The sequence below is a fragment of the Musicola keenii genome, assembly GCF_014855505.1.
GTDB lineage: Bacteria > Pseudomonadota > Gammaproteobacteria > Enterobacterales > Enterobacteriaceae > Musicola > Musicola paradisiaca.
On record NZ_JAAWVW010000032.1, the window covers coordinates 1 to 16,864 of the forward strand.

Annotated in this window: 14 protein-coding genes and 1 pseudogene; 9 read left to right on the forward strand and 6 right to left on the reverse strand. The window is 55.6% G+C overall.

Going from position 1 to position 16,864, the window contains the following annotated elements; all coding sequences use genetic code 11:
- Window positions 1-330: 330 nt before the first annotated feature.
- Window positions 331-1,998: a methyl-accepting chemotaxis protein gene (locus HEP82_RS19120; protein ID WP_192459502.1), complete on the reverse strand. Its 1,668-nt coding sequence runs from the start codon at window positions 1,996-1,998 to the stop codon at window positions 331-333.
- A gap of 1,390 nt (window positions 1,999-3,388) precedes the next feature.
- Here HEP82_RS19120 and ugpB point away from each other — a divergent pair.
- The 6 genes from ugpB (at window position 3,389) to HEP82_RS19150 (ending at window position 9,492) form a co-directional block, all read left to right on the forward strand.
- Window positions 3,389-4,708: a sn-glycerol-3-phosphate ABC transporter substrate-binding protein UgpB gene (gene ugpB / locus HEP82_RS19125; protein WP_192459503.1), complete on the forward strand. Its 1,320-nt coding sequence runs from the start codon at window positions 3,389-3,391 to the stop codon at window positions 4,706-4,708.
- Between the two features lie 67 nt (window positions 4,709-4,775).
- Window positions 4,776-5,663, forward strand: a complete 888-nt coding sequence (ugpA, locus tag HEP82_RS19130) for a sn-glycerol-3-phosphate ABC transporter permease UgpA (protein ID WP_192459504.1) — start codon at window positions 4,776-4,778, stop codon at window positions 5,661-5,663.
- Window positions 5,664-5,689: 26 nt separating this feature from the next.
- Complete coding sequence (ugpE, locus tag HEP82_RS19135) at window positions 5,690-6,538, forward strand: sn-glycerol-3-phosphate ABC transporter permease UgpE (RefSeq protein WP_192459514.1); 849 nt, start codon at window positions 5,690-5,692, stop codon at window positions 6,536-6,538.
- A 5-nt stretch (window positions 6,539-6,543) separates the two neighbouring features.
- Window positions 6,544-7,620 carry a sn-glycerol-3-phosphate import ATP-binding protein UgpC gene (locus HEP82_RS19140; RefSeq protein WP_192459505.1) on the forward strand — a complete coding sequence of 359 codons (1,077 nt, stop codon included), beginning with the start codon at window positions 6,544-6,546 and terminating at the stop codon, window positions 7,618-7,620.
- Window positions 7,617-8,363, forward strand: a complete 747-nt coding sequence (gene ugpQ / locus HEP82_RS19145) for a glycerophosphodiester phosphodiesterase (protein WP_192459506.1) — start codon at window positions 7,617-7,619, stop codon at window positions 8,361-8,363. The genes HEP82_RS19140 and ugpQ overlap by 4 nt, the downstream gene beginning before the upstream one ends.
- 172 nt (window positions 8,364-8,535) lie before the next feature.
- Window positions 8,536-9,492: an AEC family transporter gene (locus tag HEP82_RS19150; RefSeq protein ID WP_192459507.1), complete on the forward strand. Its 957-nt coding sequence runs from the start codon at window positions 8,536-8,538 to the stop codon at window positions 9,490-9,492.
- A 42-nt stretch (window positions 9,493-9,534) separates the two neighbouring features.
- Here HEP82_RS19150 and HEP82_RS19155 read toward each other — a convergent pair whose 3' ends face one another.
- Window positions 9,535-9,819: a DUF2756 domain-containing protein gene (locus tag HEP82_RS19155; RefSeq protein ID WP_015855500.1), complete on the reverse strand. Its 285-nt coding sequence runs from the start codon at window positions 9,817-9,819 to the stop codon at window positions 9,535-9,537.
- 145 nt (window positions 9,820-9,964) lie between these two features.
- Here HEP82_RS19155 and HEP82_RS19160 point away from each other — a divergent pair, with 145 nt between their 5' ends.
- Window positions 9,965-10,429 carry a tRNA (cytidine(34)-2'-O)-methyltransferase gene (locus HEP82_RS19160; protein ID WP_192459508.1) on the forward strand — a complete coding sequence of 155 codons (465 nt, stop codon included), beginning with the start codon at window positions 9,965-9,967 and terminating at the stop codon, window positions 10,427-10,429.
- 106 nt (window positions 10,430-10,535) lie between these two features.
- Here the strand turns inward: HEP82_RS19160 and HEP82_RS19165 are convergent, their stop codons facing one another.
- The 4 genes from HEP82_RS19165 to cpxR form a co-directional block, all read right to left on the reverse strand.
- Window positions 10,536-11,318, reverse strand: coding sequence for a DUF3142 domain-containing protein (locus HEP82_RS19165; RefSeq protein ID WP_192459509.1), 783 nt, complete (start codon window positions 11,316-11,318; stop codon window positions 10,536-10,538).
- Window positions 11,288-13,486 (reverse strand): hypothetical protein, encoded by a 2,199-nt coding sequence (locus HEP82_RS19170; protein WP_192459510.1) that lies wholly within the window; start codon window positions 13,484-13,486, stop codon window positions 11,288-11,290. The genes HEP82_RS19165 and HEP82_RS19170 overlap by 31 nt, the downstream gene beginning before the upstream one ends.
- 276 nt (window positions 13,487-13,762) lie before the next feature.
- Complete coding sequence (gene cpxA, locus HEP82_RS19175; protein ID WP_192459511.1) at window positions 13,763-15,133, reverse strand: envelope stress sensor histidine kinase CpxA; 1,371 nt, start codon at window positions 15,131-15,133, stop codon at window positions 13,763-13,765.
- On the reverse strand, window positions 15,130-15,828 hold the full coding sequence (gene cpxR / locus HEP82_RS19180; RefSeq protein ID WP_192459512.1) for an envelope stress response regulator transcription factor CpxR: 699 nt from the start codon (window positions 15,826-15,828) through the stop codon (window positions 15,130-15,132). Before cpxR ends, cpxA begins: the two co-directional genes overlap by 4 nt.
- 153 nt (window positions 15,829-15,981) lie before the next feature.
- On the opposite strand from cpxR, the gene cpxP reads away from it, so the two are divergent.
- Window positions 15,982-16,506, forward strand: coding sequence for a cell-envelope stress modulator CpxP (gene cpxP / locus HEP82_RS19185; protein ID WP_192459513.1), 525 nt, complete (start codon window positions 15,982-15,984; stop codon window positions 16,504-16,506).
- A gap of 222 nt (window positions 16,507-16,728) precedes the next feature.
- A pseudogene (locus HEP82_RS20035) lies at window positions 16,729-16,864 on the forward strand (phage tail-collar fiber domain-containing protein); the annotation flags it as partial.

The following is a 16,864-nucleotide window of genomic DNA, read 5'->3' on the forward strand; positions in this document are numbered from 1 at the left end:
ATTTTATATTGAGTGATGATTTTAACCCTGAAAAATAGGTTATTTATTAAAAATAGCGATTGCGATAACAATATATTCAAAATAATTCGAGTACAGGACTTAAGCACGCATTGGCCTGCTAAGGCAGCTTATCTGAGGGCCGTCATGCTGCCGGAAAGTGAATTCTGATGAGTTGATAGCCGACACGCCTACGACATGAGGTGTGACGGATATAGAAGACATTCTGCATGACTGCGCGTTTGTTCGGGCCACCAACCATACGTCTCGCCTTACTGTAATGAGAGACGCCGCTATTCGGGGTGAATAGCGGCGCCGGCCATCAGGCGGGAATCAGAACTGTTCCCAGTTGGCGTTGCGGGTGTTGGTTGCCAAGGCCAGTTTGTTGGGTAGCGGGGTTCTTTGCGTCGGCTGGGCGACGCGAGGCGATGCCAGATTCTGAATCTTGAACGAGCTCATCAGTTCCACCAGTTTCGCCGCCTGGTCGCTCAGGCTATCGGCCGCGCTGGCGGATTCCTCCACCAGCGCCGCGTTCTGCTGGGTGACTTGATCAAGCTGATTGACCGCGTCATTGATCTGGGTAATACCGGACTCCTGTTCTTGTGTGGTGACGCCGATGTCGCTGATCAGCGTGGCGACCTGACGGGCTTGTCCCACCAGCTCATCAATGGTGGTGCCGGCTTCGGTTACTAAGTGAGAGCCGATTTCAACCTTGTTCACGCTATCGTCGATCAGCGTTTTTATTTCCTTGGCGGCGGATGCCGAACGCTGCGCCAGGGAGCGGACTTCACCGGCTACCACCGCGAAACCGCGGCCCTGTTCGCCGGCGCGGGCGGCTTCCACTGCGGCATTGAGCGCCAGAATGTTAGTCTGGAACGCGATGCCGTCAATCACACCGATGATGTCGCCGATTTTGCTGGAACTGCTGGAGATATCCTGCATGGTGCGCACGATGTTGTTGACGGCCTCGCCGCCTTTCGCGGCGGTAAGGCTGGCGGACTGCGCCAGTTGGGTCACGGCGCGGACGGTTTCTCCGTTATGATGCAGCGCCTGGCTCATCTGCTCCATCGACGCGGCGGTTTGCTGCAGGCTGGCGGCCTGTTCTTCGGTACGCTGGCTAAGGTCGGTACTGCCGGCAGCGATCTCGCCGGCGCCGGTGGAAATGGATTCGCTGCTGTCACGCACCTGGCTGACGATGCGGCTCAGGTTTTCCCGCATATCGTTCATGGCGGCCAACACGCTGGTGGTGTCGCCGGGGCGCAGTTCAACGTTGACCGAGAGATTGCCGTTAGAAATCTCCTGCGCGACGGCGGCGGCGTAGACCGGTTCGCCACCCAGTTGGTTTTTGATGATGCGGGTGATGAACCAGGCGGTTAGTGCGCCGGTCAATGCCGCTGATAGCGCCAGTATCAGCATGATGGCGCCATCGGATCGGGCCTTGTGCATGGAGTTTTCAACCACGCTGAGGGTATTTTTTTTCTGCACCTCCATCATGCCATCCAGCGCCTGGAAAACGCCTTTCTGTGCCCGCTGCATCTCGTTGAGCATGATGTCGCGCGCCTGTGTGCGCAGTTCAGGTTGATTGGACATGCCATATTCAACCGCTTTGTTAAAGGCGCTCAGGTAGGCTGGCCGGGCCTGGGTGAGTTGTTCAAGCAGGTGTTTGGTTTCTGGTACGGATAGCCGGGTGCCCAGTTCTTTCAAGACTTCGGTATTACGGGCGATTTGCCGGTCGATCTGCTGTTTTTCATGCTGAATGCGTTCGGGGTTGTCGCTGAGCCCAATATTGAGCACCAAACGGGCGTTGGTATCGAAGCCGGTTTTGGCTTCCTGAATCAGTATCATATTGGTGAGCGTTATGTTGGAGAGTTCCTCGATATCATCTCCCAGCTTGACCAGTTGCCCACGGCCAAACACGGCGACCAGAAAACTAATGATGATCACTAACAAGAATCCTGCGCCTAGCATGGCGCCCAGTTTCATTCTGTTTAATACGCTCATAAAGATCCTTACTTTAATAATAGGTATTCCATAAAACGCATCTGACATCTGTCAGAACCTAACCGACTAGGCTCTTAAGGTAGGATATTCGGTAAGATGCGTGGTTAGCCGTGCGTGATGCCCTAAATTGACTGACTTATCTCCCTTTCTCATATTGTCTACTCGCTGTACCGACGTTGTTGATAACGCCATACGTTTTACTGGAAATAATCAGATGATTAATGGTTAATTTAAGTAAAATAATTAAATGAAACGACTAATAACTGATTTCGATAGCGTATAAATATGCATGGCGATAAATTACTCATCATCCTGCTTTGAAACACAATATTACGGATTAAGAATAAAAAATATTATTGAGTTTGTCGATCTCCCGTCTGTTAGATAGCAGAATCATAATACCTAATAAAATCTATTTTTGTGAGCCGGGTTAAGCTGTTTTGGTTATCAGAGCTCATACCATTACCTGTTATTTGGTATTTATGCGAAGGGAAATGTGGAATGCGCAACCGACGGTTTGTCTGGCGGTGGTTTATACCCATCATGCGTCATGTCGCTGGCGCGTTGGCGTTATAGGGCGGTTGGCGCGGTGTTCTTATCCGCTCTCGGAACGGTGTTGTTCACTGCATCACTGATGGGATCCTATTCATCGACGTTCACTCACTGACAGATTTTCTGAGGCTCACATTATTTAGGGTTGTGCGGCAATGCGCATATTTCAGCCACATTGGATAATGGCGGTTCATATTCAGGTAGCGTAAACGATAATTACCCGTAACCGATATCATCAGGTTATTCTGTGATGAGTAACAGACATTTCATATTTTTACCGATGAGATTCGAATCATCATTATTACTACGAATAAAAAAACGTATTACCTAAAAATCTAATCATAATAACCGGTGATAAGCGTTACCTTCATTATGTTCCAGCAAGAATGAAGCATATTCAGATGTTCCGCTTATCTTGATGAAACGTTATTATTCCCGATGAAACGTTATTGCTCCCATATATACCCTAAATAAATCGTGCTGCAGTCAGACTGCCAATCCGCGAACGCCGATGAACCGATGCCGGTCAGTGATGCAGTGAGCAATACCGTTTAGGAACGGATGGCCGCGTAGCTGGCTAGCCCACCGCGCTTGATATCGAGAGCTTGACGATCGCTGGATAAAATAATAATTGATATTAATCAAATGGATACGTTTTTTGGCCTGAGTGTTTCGCCATGAAGCAGCACATCTGAGCGCTGCCTTGCAATCGTATGCATTGTCATCGGGTTGTCATGTGAAAATTATTTTTCTGTCATTTGGGCGTGTCATGTTACCTGCCGAATATAAACGCGCTTTTCCGCTCAATAATCGCGATAACAACCTCTCAGGAGACAGCATGTTTCAGCACGCTATCCGTAAAACCGCCGCCGTCGTCATTATGGCGTTAGCCGCCAGCGCACAGGCGCAAGCCGTTACCGAAATCCCGTTTTGGCACTCGATGGAAGGGGAACTGGGTAAAACCGTCAGCTCGCTGGCGGATCGCTTCAACCAGACGCACAGCGATGTGAAGATTGTCCCGGTTTACAAAGGCAACTACGAGCAGAGTCTGGCGGCGGGTATTGCGGCTTATCGTAGCGGTAATGCGCCGGCCATCCTGCAGGTGTATGAAGTGGGCACCGCCACCATGATGGCCAGCAAGGCGATCAAGCCGGTGTATCAGGTCTTCAAAGACGCCGGTGTGCCTTACGACGAGAAAATCTTCGTGCCGACCGTTTCCGGTTATTATTCCGATTCCAAAACCGGACACCTACTGTCCCAGCCGTTCAACAGCTCTACGCCGGTGCTGTACTACAACAAAGATGCCTTCAAAAAAGCCGGTCTGGATCCGGAGCAAGCGCCGAAAACCTGGCAGCAGATGGCCGAGTACACCGCGAAGCTGCGCGCCTCCGGCATGAAATGCGGTTACGCCAGCGGCTGGCAGGGCTGGATTCAGATTGAAAACTTCAGCGCCTGGCATGGTCTGCCGATCGCCACTAAAAATAACGGGTTCGACGGTCTTGATGCGGTACTGGAGTTCAACAAGCCGGTTCAGGTCAAACACATCCAGATGCTGGAAGACATGAACAAGAAGGGTGATTTCACCTATTACGGCCGTAAAGACGAACCGACCGAGAAGTTCTATAACGGCGACTGCGCCATGACCACCGCGTCGTCCGGTTCGCTGGCAAATATCCGGCAGTACGCCAAATTCAACTACGGTGTCGCCATGATGCCGTATGACGCCGATGTGAAAGGCGCGCCGCAGAACGCCATTATCGGCGGGGCCAGCCTGTGGGTGATGAACGGTAAAGATGCCGCCACCTACAAAGGCGTGGCGGAGTTTCTGCAATTCCTGTCTACGCCGGAAATCGCCGCCGAGTGGCACCAGAAGACCGGTTATCTGCCGATCACGACCGCCGCTTACGAACTGACCAAGCAGCAGGGTTTCTATGATAAGAACCCTGGCGCCGACATCGCCACCCGTCAGATGCTGAACAAAGCGCCGTTGCCGTTCACCAAAGGGCTGCGTCTGGGCAATATGCCGCAGATTCGTACCATCGTGGATGAAGAGCTGGAAAGCGTCTGGACCGGCAAAAAGACCCCGCAGCAGGCGCTGGATGCCGCTGTGGAGCGCGGCAATGTGTTGTTGCGCCGTTTCGAACAAGCGAACAAGTAACTGCATTCCAGGCCGAAGGGATTCGGCCGCCCCTGTCTGAGAACCCTGTTTTCTGAGAACCTTGCGCATGACTGCTTCCCGTCCTGTTTTTGGCCGCAGCCTGCTGCCTTACCTGCTGGTGCTGCCGCAGCTGGCCATTACGGTGATCTTCTTCATCTGGCCCGCCGGGCAGGCGCTCTGGTATTCGGTACAGAGTGTGGATCCGTTCGGCCTCTCCAGCCGGTTTGTCGGGCTGGATAATTTCCTCAATCTGCTTCACGACAGCTATTACCTCGGCTCGTTTTACACCACGTTGCTGTTCAGTTTTTTGGTGGCGGCGTCTGGGCTTATCGTGTCGCTGTTTCTGGCCGCGCTGGTGGATTACACCCTGCGTTTTAGCCGCCTGTATCAGACGCTGCTGATTCTGCCTTACGCCGTGGCGCCCGCGGTGGCGGCGGTGCTGTGGATGTTTCTGTTCAACCCCGGTCTGGGGCTGATCACCTGGTTGCTGCACCAGTGGGGCTATGACTGGAACCACGCCCAGTACAGCGGCCAGGCGATGTTTCTGGTAGTGCTGGCCTCGGTGTGGAAGCAGATTAGCTATAACTTCCTGTTTTTCCTGGCGGCGTTGCAGTCTATCCCCCGTTCACTGATTGAAGCGGCGGCGATTGACGGCGCCGGGCCGGTGCGCCGTTTCTTCAATCTGGTACTGCCGCTGATTTCGCCGGTGAGTTTCTTCCTGCTGGTGATCAACCTGAACTACGCTTTTTTCGACACCTTTCCGGTGATTGACGCGGCCACCGGCGGTGGGCCGGTACAGGCAACGACCACGCTGATCTACAAGATTTACCGCGAAGGGTTTGCCGGCCTTGATCTTTCCAGTTCGGCGGCGCAGTCGGTGGTGTTGATGCTGGTCGTAAGCGTGTTGACGGTGATTCAGTTCCGCTTTGTCGAGCGTAAGGTGAACTATCAATGAGCAGGTTTACCATGACAGGAAGCCGGATGATTGAGCATCGTCGCGGGCTGGATATGTTCAGTCATGCCGTGCTGGTGGTCGCCATTGTGGTGGTGTTGTTCCCGCTGTATGTGGCGTTGGTCGCGGCGAGCCAGAGTCAGGCGCAGATCACACAGGTGCCGATGTCGTTGCTGCCCGGCGGCCATCTGTGGGAAAACCTGACGTCTATCTGGCAGCATGGCGTGGGCGATAACAACAGTGCGCCGTTTGGCCTGATGCTGTTTAACAGCTTCGTGATGGCGCTGGCGATCACCCTCGGCAAAATCAGCGTTTCGATGTTGTCGGCTTATGCCATCGTCTATTTCCGTTTCCCATGCCGCAATCTGTTCTTTTGGATGATCTTCGCCACCCTGATGCTGCCGGTGGAAGTGCGTATTTTCCCGACGGTCGAGGTGATTTCTCATCTCAACATGACCAACAGCTATGTCGGGTTAACGTTACCGGTGATGGCGTCCGCCACTGCCACCTTTCTGTTCCGTCAGTTCTTCATGACGTTGCCGAACGAATTGCTGGAAGCGGCGCGCATCGATGGCGCCAGCCCGATGCGTTTTTTCTTCGACATCGTGCTGCCGTTGTCCAAAACCAATCTGGCGGCGCTGTTCGTCATCACCTTTATCTACGGCTGGAATCAGTATCTGTGGCCGTTGCTGATCGTCAATGATCCTCATCTGGGCACGGCGGTGGCGGGTATTCAAAGTATGATCGCCACCGGCGATACCGCGACCCCCTGGCATCAGGTGATGGCGGCGATGTTGATAACTCTGTTGCCGCCGCTGTTGATTGTGTTGCTGATGCAGCGTTGGTTTGTGCGCGGTCTGGTTGATAGTGAGAAATAATTTTTATGGCATGTTTAAAACTTCAGGCCGTCACCAAGTCTTATGACGGCAAAAATCAGGTGATTAAGCCGATCGACCTGGATGTAGCGGACGGCGAGTTCGTGGTGATGGTCGGCCCGTCCGGCTGCGGTAAATCCACCTTGCTGCGTATGGTGGCGGGTCTGGAGCAGACCTCCAGCGGCGATATTTACATCGGCGATGAGCGTGTCACCGACAAAGAGCCAAAAGATCGCGGTATTGCGATGGTGTTCCAGAATTACGCGCTTTATCCGCATATGAGCGTCTTCGACAACATGGCCTACGGCCTGAAAATTCGTGGTTTCGGCAAAACGCAGATTCGCCAGCGGGTGGAAGACGCGGCGCGCATTCTGGAATTGTTGCCGCTGTTGGAGCGTAAACCGCGCGAACTCTCCGGCGGACAGCGTCAGCGTGTGGCGATGGGGCGCGCTATCGTGCGTGAACCGGCGGTGTTTCTATTCGACGAGCCGTTGTCCAACCTCGACGCCAAGCTGCGGGTGCAGATGCGTCTTGAACTGCAACAACTGCACAAACGGCTGCAAACCACCAGCCTGTACGTGACTCACGATCAGGTGGAGGCGATGACGCTGGCCCATCGGGTGATGGTGATGAATAAAGGCGTCGCGGAGCAAATTGGCGCGCCCGCCGAGATTTACCGTAAACCGGCCTCGCTGTTTGTCGCCAGTTTCATCGGTTCGCCCGCCATGAATCTGTGGGCCGGACAGGTGAGCGCTGACGGCTGCCGGGTCGCGCTGGCGGCGGATTTCTCGCTGCCGCTGCCGGTGGCGAAACCGGAATGGCAGGGACGCAGCGTTACGCTGGGCATGCGCCCGGAGCACATTTTGCCGTCCACGACCGGCACAGACGGCATACCGATGGTGGTGGCGACGTTGGAACTGTTGGGCGCGGATAATCTGGCGCATGGCCAATGGGCGGGGCAAAATATCGTGGTGCGTCTGTCGCATGAATGCTGCCCGCCCGTCGGTTCGACCTTGTGGTTGAAACTGCCGGAAAATGCGTGGCATCTCTTTGATTCTCAAAGCGGATTACGGATGGAAGTATGAACAGTTGGCCTTATCCCGCTATTGTCGCCCATCGCGGCGGCGGTGCGCTGGCGCCGGAAAACACATTGGCGGCGATTGATGTCGGCGCGCGGCATGGGCACCGGATGATGGAGTGTGACGCCAAGCTGTCTCAGGACGGCCAGATTTTCCTGTTGCACGACGATACGTTGGAACGCACCAGTAACGGTTGGGGCGTGGCGGGCGAGTTGCCGTGGGACAAATTGGTCGGGCTGGATGCCGGCGCCTGGTTCAGTGGTCAATTTCGTGGTGAGCGGCTGCCGTTGTTGTCGGAGGTGGCCAGGCGCTGCGCGCAGTATGACATGGCGGTGAATATCGAGATTAAGCCCACCACCGGCTGTGAGGGGGAAACCGGCCGCGCGGTGGCGCTGGCTGCGCGTGAGCTGTGGCGCGCACAACCGATTGCGCCGTTGCTGTCGTCGTTTTCCGTCGAGGCGCTGGAAGCCGCGCAACAGGCGGCGCCGGAACTGCCGCGCGGGTTGCTGCTGGATGAATGGGATGACGATTGGCTTGCTCTGACTAAACGGCTGGGCTGCGTGTCGATTCATCTCAACCACAAGTTGTTGGATGACGCTCGCGTGAAGCAACTGAAAGACGCCGGGCTGCACATTCTGGTCTACACCGTTAACCAGCCGGAGCGAGCGCGCATGCTGCTGCAATGGGGCGTTGACTGCATCTGTACCGACCGGATAGATTTGATCGGACCACAATTCAACGCCGGCTAAATGCCGCCTGTCCTGACGGGATGCGCACCGGCGAATAACCAGCGTGTTCCGTCAGGCGTTTCCTGTATGACTCCGGGTCGTCGAACCCGCCCCCGGTGTGGAGCCGCGCTCTCCGCCGCGAGCCGCCATCAGCCTGCGCCCATTGGGACTCGTATTCTTTAAGGAAAGGGCGATGCCCATATTTATTGTCTCTCTTTGGCACCAGATTTTTCTTTCGTTGCCGTTGTTCGTGCTGATTGTTCTGGGGTATGTGCTGATTCGCTACGGCAAATGGCCGACCACCGTGACGGACGCCATCAGCAAGTTCGTGTTCTCGGTGGCGTTGCCCGCCATGTTGTTCCGCATGATGTGCGATTTCTCCAAACGTCCGGCGGTGGATGCGCGACTGCTGATCGCTTTTTTCGGCAGTTGCCTGATCGTTTTCGTCATCGGACGCATCGTCGCCAGCAGGATATTCAAGTTGGACGGTGTTTCCGGCTCGGTGTTCGCGCTCGGCGGTATCTTTTCCAATAACGTGATGCTGGGGCTGCCCATCGCTACGCTGATACTGGGGCAGGAAGCGGTGCCGGCCGTGGCGCTGGTTCTGGTGTTTAACGGCCTGATTCTATGGACGTTGGTGACGGTGTCGGTGGAATGGGCGCGCAACGGTTCGCTGTCGATGAAAGGGTTCACTCGTACCGCGATCGGGGTGCTGAAAAATCCGCTGATTATCGGCATTCTGTCCGGCACGCTGTATAGCCTCACCGGGTTGCCGTTGCCTTCCACCCTCGACCAGCCGATCGCCATGTTGGGGCAAATTGCGGTGCCGCTGTCGCTGGTGGCGCTGGGCATGGGGCTGGCGGAGTATCGCATTCGCGACGGCTGGCAGTTAAGTGCGGTGTTGTGCGTGCTCAAACTGGTGGTGCAGCCACTGGTGGTTTGGGGGCTGGCGATAGCACTTGGTTTGCCGCAGATGGAAACCCGTGTGGTGGTGCTGCTGGGGTCGATGGCGGTAGGCGTCAATATCTATTTGATGTCGCGTCAGTTTAATGTGCTGGGCGGCCCGGTTGCCGCCAGTTTGGTGATGTCGACGGCGCTGGCCGCCGTGACGACGCCGCTGATCCTGACCATGATGGGCGTCAGAGTGTGATCCTAACCGGTCGGCGACGTTGATGACGCCGGCCGGCATCAATCAGTAAGTCCGGTTGGTGTTGCCGGGGCTGGCCTGCTGGATGCGTTGGCGATTCTGTTCCAATTGCTGCTTCAACTGCTGTTGCTGATTCTGGCTCTGCTGCCGGATATCCTGGTTTAGTTGCTGCTGTTGCAGTTTTTGCGTTTGTTGCATTTCCTGCAATAACCGTTTTTGGCTGCTGATGCCGTTTTCGAACTGTTGCTGTTGCGGGGATATCTGGCTGGCCGCCTGTGCCGCCAATGGCAGTGCCAGCACGAGCATCGCCAGCCTGAACAGTGTTTTCATACACGCCTCCGTATCATGATTGCTATGACGTTGCCGCCAGTGTAATCCGCAAGGGCCGCGCTGTCCGCCGTAAACTGTGCGTTGGGGCGTGTCGGCCGGATGCGGTATACTCCGGCCCACCTTTCCCCCGTTCCTGATGTTTATTATGTTTCATATTGCGCTTTATGAACCTCAGATTGCGCCCAATACCGGCAATATCATTCGTCTGGCGGCCAATAACGGTTGTACGTTGCACCTGATTGAACCCTTGGGATTTGATTTCGAAGAGAAGAAATTACGTCGGGCTGGGTTGGATTATCATGATCTGGCGAACGTTAAGCGGCATCCGGATTACTCGTCGTTTATTGGCGCGGTGGCGGGATGCCGGATTTTCGCCTGTACCACCAAGGGCAGCCGCCCCTATGACGAACCGGCCTATCAGCCGGGCGATGTGCTGCTGTTTGGCTCGGAAACCGCCGGCCTGCCGGATGATATTCGTAACGGTTTTGATCCGGCATTCCGCATTCGGATTCCGATGGAGCCGGATTGCCGCAGTTTGAATCTGTCCAATTCGGTCGCCATCATCAGCTATGAGGCCTGGCGGCAGAATGGTTTTGGCGGCCGCCGCTGACGCGCTGAAGCACATGGGATCCTGGCCGGAGCGTATGGCGGATCCCCTTCCAGCCACGCTTGCGCATATCCGGGATAGCGGCGTTTCTGGGGGCAACGCCGGTCGATCAACGCCGGTCGAGTAACGGTGCGTGGGACGACGGCGTCGGATTAAGCAGAAATACCACTTCGCCCAGATAGAACGGCGAGGCGGACAGGCGGCGTTGCCACTGTTCGTTCCACTTGCCGTGCTGCACCAACCCGATGCGAAACGGTAGCTTCAGGGCCAATAATGAAGGCAGATAGTCGGCGTAGGTGGCGACGGTGCGCCGCCCTTGATAAGTCTGCACCACCAATTCGTCTACCACGCCGTTGAGCTGGTTCAACTGCCCGATATCGCCGTTTTTGGTCCAGTCCAACAGGCCGGTGATACTTAACTTGCAGCCTGGCGGCAGGCGTTTGCGTAATTCCTGCAGGAATGCGGCGTAGTGGGCCAGATGGCGGCTTTTGGCGTCGAAATCAATCTGAATACCTTCCACCGGGTTGCCGTAGGCGCTCCAACGTTGCCGTAATCGCAGCAACTGGCTCCATTCGTGTTCGTTGATGACCAGCTCGGAAACACGAAAAGAGAGCCAAAGGTGTTTGACCGCCAGCCGGCTGGGCGGCAACCCCTGACGCAGAAAGACGTTTTTGCCATTGCGCCTGGCCAGTTCACCCTGATGCAAATACAGCGTGTTCGCCTGATGGAGAACCGGCTGAGGCTGCACCGCCGCCCACAACCAAAATGCCTGATAGCGGTCGGCATTGACGGTAGTATCGTGAGCCGACGCGCTGTCAGCGGAAAAGGGCAAACACCACAGGCAGGCCAGCAGGAGGCCGCTTACCAGTAATACTTGAGCTGCCTTGCCCATTGACTGCCTTTGTAGTCTGTTTTCAACTGGCGGAACCAGGCGTTGCGTGTTTCCTTGCTGATATCCTGCGAGCCGCAATCGTTATAACCACTGGGCGCGTAGCAGTAGACGGCGCGATACAGCGCGTAACTTTTATCTTCCGGCGGCGCTTTCGGATCGGCGATGACCTGCATGTAGCCGTCAAGGCGGGTGTATTCCTGCCCCTGATAACGGGTTTTCGCGCCCGTCAAACCGTTGAGCATGTTGTTTTCGCCCCAGTCGAACCCCACGCTATTCCCGCTACGCAGTACAAATTCGCCCATACAGTTGATGGCATGTGCATCGTTGGGGTTTTGGCTCAATGTGACGACGGTTTCTTTTAATGACGGGCACTCGTACCCGTCTTCGGTGTCGCTGCCGTCCCAGTCGAATACCGTCAGATCTTCTTCGTTCCAACTTTGGTTTTCCGTACTTTCCAGCGGTGCGATGGTTTTAAGCAATGCGCTGTCTTGCAGGAACCCGGCATAGTCGTGGTGACTCAGTTGTTTAGTCAGCAATGTGTGCAGGGCGATGGCGCGCTCTTCATGAGACTGCTGAGCGCCGGTTTGGCGGCGCAGCAACTCGGCATCGGCACTGACTTTCAGGATCGCAGAGCGGAACCGCAAATTTTTCACCGGGCTTTCCGGTGTGAATACCCGTTCCGGTTGCCCGCTGTCCACCAACGTCTGGGCCAGTAGCAGTTGCAGATATTGCTGTTGGGTGTAGCTGGTTTTCAGCATCAATAGGTGGCGCCAGTGCGCTTCCGCTGCATCCCACTGTTGTTGCTGCTGCATGGCCAGCCCGCGCAGCACCTGATTGCTGAAGGTGATCACGTTGGTGATGTCTTTGTCGGTGGTCATCGGCAGCAGCGTGACCACCGCGGCATAATCCCGCTTCAGATAGAACTGGTAGGCGGCTTGCAAATAGAGGAATGCATCCTGCATGTTTGCCTGTTCGAATAAAGGCTGCTGTTGGTTCAACTCTTCCTGCGTCAGCGCTGGCAGGCTCATCCAGCCTTCCGGGCTGCGCAGGCGTTTGATGTCCTGCACCAGCATCAGGATCGGCGTATCGGCGGAAGTGACGAAACGGCTGTCTTCCAACAGTTTGTTGTCGACTTCATTGCTGATCCCCAATAGATCGTCGACGCTGTTGGCGTTGCTCAACGCCTGGCTGAACTGCCGCGCGAGAGCGACGATATCGCCGCTGATCCAGTAGGCGCGGCGGTACAACCCCCGCGCCGAGTCGACATAACGACCTTGTGGATAATTTTTCAGATAGTCGTCAATACGCTGAACCGCTTTTTGCCCGGCGTTCCGGTCCATTTTTCGGGCATCGAACATGCTGTATTCGTCGAGCGCGTCTTTCATGGCTTCGTTGATGGCGACCCGGATCAGCATATAACGGGCAGTTTCCGCCACCCAGGTCTGGCCTGCCGGCAACAGTTGTTGAAACCCGCTTTCAGCCTGTTCCAGGTTCCCGTCGTAAAATGCCGCTACGGCGGCAAGGTAACGGCGGAGCTCGTCCGCATGGCCTTTCCCCGGCAGGGAGGCCAAATCGGCATTGACATTGCCGACGGAATAATCGGCAGCGAGCATGTTGATGCGTGCCAACGCCAGCGAGACCCGCTGATCATTCGTCAGTTCTCCGTCGCCGCGCAGCAGATCGAAAAACGCCTCCAGCGTGGTGAGATCGTTGGAAATCCAGCGGCCCTCCAGATCGATCGGCGTTAAATTACGCAGTTTTTCCAGAACCGGTTCCGGCAGATGCAGCAACCCAGCTTTTTGCACCAGCGCGGCGTTGGGCTGGGGAGTCGCATTGTCTCTGTTCTGCGCTGCATCGCTGGCGGCATCCGTGGTGTTGTCGTCATCCTGTTCGGTAGCGGCCAGCCCCATCACCCGGTAAGCAGTGAATGGATCGTCGCGGGAATGCGGTTGATCCGGTGGCGGTTGCGGGATCGGTAATGAAATACGGTTTCTGCTGCTTTGCAGCAGTATCAGATTGGTTCGGGTGTCGTTATCCGGCAATAGATAAGGGAGTGCGGGCACGCCGCAGTCGGCATCGGAGAAACCACATACGCTATCGCTGGATGCAAACACAGGAGCATTCATCAGCATGGCAGTCAATCCAGCCAGTAAGGCTAATCCTTTCATGTCCTTTTCCTGTGCAAGGTATCAGGCAACATCAAGAACGTATCCCGTCAGATCGTGCTCAGAACGTATCTGATGGGATAATTTCTCTTCCGGCGGCTAACCGGTGATATCTGGCACAACACTCTACCCGACCAATGGAAAAACTCAATGTGTGGGCATCGTGGTTGTGATGATAGATAGACAGTATGACGACTTCGTGCAACAGGTGATTGAAACGGCGTTTTTACGGGCGACGACAAGGGAGTGCGTGGCCCGTTATTGCGTGGGGGGATGCGGTCAATGCTGGTACAGCGGCAGCCATAGTGTGAGCTGCAATCCGCCCAGCGGGCTATCGTCCGCTTTGATCCAGCCGCGGTGCTGGGTGATGGCCGTTTCGACAATCGCCAACCCCAGGCCGGTACCGCCGGATTCGCGGTCGCGCGCTTCGTCGGTACGGAAAAACGGGCGGAAAATCTGCTCCCGATCTTCCGGGCTGACGCCGGGGCCGTCGTCCCCGACGACAATAGTGACTCCCTGATTGTCGACGGAGAAAGAGACGGCGATGCGACTGTAAGAATAACGCAGTGCGTTGCGAACGATATTTTCCAGTGCGCTGTCGAGGGCCGTCGGGTTGCCGAATAATGGCCATGGGCCCGGCGGCGCAAGCACCTCCAGCGTTTTCCCCATCTGTTCCGCTTCAAAACCGGCATCGGCCAGCACATCGCTCCACAGTTCGTCCGCTTTCAGCACTTCGCGCGACAGTTCGTTCTTATGCTGATTACGCGACAGCACCAGCAAATCATTGATCATGCTATCGAGCCGTTGGGTTTCCGTTTCAATGCGATTCAGCTCGTTATTTTCGCCCTGACGCCGACGCAGTAGCGCCGTCGCCAATTGCAAACGGGTCAGCGGGGTACGCAGTTCGTGGGAAATATCGGACAACAGACGTTGTTGGGCAGTTACCATGCGTTCAAGCGCACTAACCATCTGGTTGAAACTGGAGCCGGTGGCGCGAAATTCCTGCGGGCCAGATTCCAGTTCCGGGTGCTGGCGCAGGTTGCCTCGGGCGACTTCATCCGCGGCATTTTTCAGCTTCCGCGCCGGTTTTGCCAGGCTCCAGGCTAGCCACAGCAACAGCGGCGAGCTGGTGAGCATCGTGACCAATAACAGCAACAATGGGCGGTCAAACAACAGATTGATGAAATCGGATTGCGGACTGTTGGCTGGGCGAATCATGTACATCATGTAGTTGTCTTCACCGTCGCGGATGGCGAATGGCCCCAGCAATTCCACCCGACCGTAATTCTTTTTCTGCGGGAAATCCGCGTTATCGGACTGGCCGATAAAGTTACGGACGATCTGCATTTCCTGACGCTGCGCGCCGATGACACGCCCTTCGCTGGTAACTAATAGCAAACGCTGGCCGGGCGGCGCCCATTTGTCGATCACGCGGAACAGGCGTCGCCACCAGAGCAAGTCGTTGGCCGGGTCGGTGGCCAGTTCCATTTCGATGTGCTGTTCCAGCATCAGCCCTTGGCGTTGCTCGCTTTCCAGCAGTGGCGTCAGCTGGCGGGAGTCCAGTTTGGGCAATAACAGCACCAGCACCAGCACCAGCGCCAGCGTCAACCAAAAAATAGCGAAGATACGCGCGGTCAGGCTGTTGATCATGCCGTGGAAACCATCAGATAACCGCGGCCGCGCAATGTTTTGAACCAGGGTAAGCCGTCTTTACGTTCCGGCAGTTTCCGGCGCAGATTGGAGATATGCATATCGATGGCGCGATCAAACGGCGTAAGACGCTTGCCCAGCACTTCCTGGCTGAGGTGCTCGCGGGAAACCACCTGTCCGAGGCGTTGCGCTAGCAGGTACAGCAGGGTGAATTCCGTCCCGGTCAGTTCCAGCACGACGTGATCGAAACTGGCTTCCTGGCGGCCCGGATTGAGGCGCAGCGCGTCAACTTCAATGGTGGGGGCGCCGGCTTCGCCCGCTTGTTGTTGGTCAGTCCAATTGGAACGACGCAGAATGGCTCGGATGCGGGCAACCAGTTCCCGGTCATTGAACGGCTTCGGCAGGTAATCGTCCGCCCCGAGCTCCAGACCGAGCACGCGATCCAGCTCGCTGCCGCGGGCCGTCAGCATAATCACCGGCGTCTGGTAGCGTTGACGCAGCTCTTTGAGTGTATCGATGCCGTTTTTTCTGGGCATCATGATGTCCAGCAACAGTAGGTCGATCGAATCATCCAGTACGCTCAACGCCTGTTCGCCATCGTGGGCAACAACGACGCTAAAACCTTCCATTTCAAGCAGTTCCTTGAGCAGGGATGTCAGCTCTTTATCGTCATCAACCAACAGAATTTTATTCATAAGTCACCTACCTCCATGGGCAAAATACGTCATAGATCGCTGCTATTCCATGACTTTACGTAGTTTTACATCGTCTGACGCATGTTTGCAGCAGGGTAATTAGACTGAGCTTCATCGATTCACAGAGCAGCTCACCGAATTGAGGAGTCATTGATGCAGGGCACCACCATCACGTTGTCAGTCGCTTCACTGTTGATGCTGGTAACCGGAGCAGCGATGGCTGCCGGAAATGGGTCTCTTACGAAAGGGCTCTGTTATCGGGATGAATCTGCCATGAAACGTGAAGAGAGTCAGCAGGGTATGTTTGATGCTGTGAAGTTGACTGAACAACAGCGCCAGCAAATGCGTGATTTGACGCGCCAGGTACGCAATATGCCGCCGCCTCTTTACGATATTGATGATGTTGAGACGATGTACCGACTGGTCACGGCGGATAAATTCGATGCTTCCGCAGTGCGAGCGCAAATCAGCCGAATGGCCGAAGCGCAAATAGCACGCCAAGTCGAAATGGCCAGGGTTCGCAATCAGATGTACAAGCTGTTGACCCCGGACCAGAAGACAATGCTGAATCACCAGCATGAACAGAATATGCAGGATGTTCGTCAGCAGATAGCGGCTGACCAGAGCGCCAGAAGTATGGATATGTTCCGCCAGGGACAATCCGTCAGTTCCGAGTAGTGAGTCGTGCTGAGATGTAGTGTGTAGTGCTGAGAGTAGTGTGTTGTTGAGAAGTAACCTTTCCTTGCCATAGACACCATCCCTGTCTTTTCCCCGCCTTGATGGCGGGGTTTTTTTTGCCTGCTTGTTGTGCCATGGTCGCGGCAACGCTCACGGCGTGCTTTCTTTCATCCCTGTTTACATCATGTTGTCCAGCGTAACAGTGCACCAAAATGGCTTGCCGATCCGGCGCAAATCAAGCTGGTCAACGAACAGCGCCGGGCGTCGCTGAACTCTCTGAGTGTGGATCCGACGAATCCCAGCCCAATTATCGCCGAGCAGCTTATACCGGAGGATGCCGGTGGTGGGTGGTGGGTGG